Below are 1,762 nucleotides of genomic sequence, written 5' to 3'. Positions count from 1 at the left end.
TGCAGAGGTGAGTACGGATGAACGGGCTCTGTCGCTGATCTTGTGACGCGGAGCCATCCGGTAGTTGATCATGTTCGGGGTGCATTCCGGGATGTGTTGAGGGCCTGCTTCCGCACTTGGCAGGGCTCGTGGTTGAGGGCATGGAACGGGCGATGGGCGTGATCACGCTGCATGCCCGTGTCCGCGAAATGGAAGGGATGTGCCCACAGTGCGGTGGAGCTTCGGGCCGGGTGCATGGCCGGTATGTCCGGCGCCTGGCCGACGCCGCGGTCGGTGGGTGGAGGACGGTGCTGGCGGTGACGGTGCGCCGGTTCAAGTGCGTCAACTCCGCGTGTGCGGTGGTGACGTTCGCCGAGCAGGTTGTCGGGTTGACCAGCCCGCACGCCCGATACACGCCGGTGCTGCGCACGATGCTGACCTCGATCGCGGTGGCGATGGCCGCACGGGCCGGTGCCCGGCTGGCAGCTCGTCTTGGGCTGCTGGTGGCCAAGGACACCCTGCTGCGGATGGTTCGTGCGTTACCCGAGGAGCCCGTCGGCTCGGTGCGGGTGGTGGCGGTGGACGACTTCGCGCTGCGCAAACGGGATCGGTACGCGACCATCGTCGTCGATCTGGAACGTAAACGCCCGATCGAGGTGCTTGAGGGCCGGGAATCCGGACCGGTAGCCGCATGGCTGGCCGGCCACCCCGAGATCCAGATTGTGTGCCGGGATAGGGCCCGCAGTTACGCCGAGGCCGCCCGCACCGGCGCGCCGCAAGCCCAGCAAGTAGCCGACAGGTGGCACGTCTGGCACAACCTTGCCGAGGCGGTGGAGAAGACGGTCGGCGCCCACCACGCCTGCATCAAGACCGCCTACGTCGACCAACCCGACGAGCACCCACACGACTCCCCGGCCCAGCCCACCGCCCTGCCGGACGGCCATCTCGACGTCCGCGGCCGTAACCGCAAGCTAGTGACCCGCACAATCGGACGCTACAGCGCGGTGCAAGACCTGGTGTCTCAAGGGCGATCGTTGAAGGGCATCAGCCGAGACCTCAACCTCGACTACTACTCCGTACGCCGCTATGCCCGCGCCGCTACCCTCGACGAACTCCTGGCCACCGTCACCAACCGCGCCAGCAAGCTCGACGCCCATAAGCCCTACCTGGCTCAGCGAGTCGCCGAGGGATGCCGCAACGCCCTGCAGTTGTTCCGCGAGCTGCAGGCCCGCGGCTATCGCGGCAGCTCTAGCACCGTCGGCCTCTACGTGCGCCTCCTCAAGCAAGGCAGCGTCCCGCCACCGCCGCCCCGGCCCGTCCCACGGCCCCGCAGGGTCACCCGGTGGATCATGACCGATCCCGGCAACATGCATCCAAACGATGCCCACGAACTCAAACAGATCCGGATCGCCTGCCCCGAACTCGACGCCGCTGTCGAGCACGTCCGCGCCTTCGCCACCATGATGCGCCACCTACATGGCGAGCAGTTGCTGAGCTGGATTGACAGCGTCCGCGGCCACAACCTTCCTCATCTCCGCCAGTTCGCCGATGGGCTCACCTACGACCTGGACGCCGTCACCGCGGGTCTGTCCCTGCCCTGGAGCTCTGGTCAGGCCGAGGGACAGAACACGCGAGTGAAGCTGATCAAGCGCCAGGGGTACGGTCGGGCGAACTTCGACCTTCTCCGGAAGCGGATCCTGCAACGGAACTGACGACGTCACAAGATCAGCGACAGAGCCCGATTACCTGTACCAGGCTCTGCACCGGTGGCCGTACGCCGACA

The 1,762-nt window shown here is 66.8% G+C and carries 1 protein-coding gene; it reads left to right on the top strand.

Annotated elements, in window-relative coordinates; translation table 11 throughout:
• Positions 1–140 precede the first annotated feature (140 nt).
• Positions 141–1,691 carry an ISL3 family transposase gene (locus LDL49_RS56345; RefSeq protein ID WP_308016329.1) on the top strand — a complete coding sequence of 517 codons (1,551 nt, stop codon included), beginning with the start codon at positions 141–143 and terminating at the stop codon, positions 1,689–1,691.
• The last annotated feature ends 71 nt before the right edge of the window (positions 1,692–1,762 follow it).

The sequence above is a fragment of the Nonomuraea aurantiaca genome, from assembly GCF_020215705.1.
Lineage (GTDB): Bacteria > Actinomycetota > Actinomycetes > Streptosporangiales > Streptosporangiaceae > Nonomuraea > Nonomuraea aurantiaca.
This window is presented reverse-complemented; position numbering and strand designations above follow the sequence as displayed.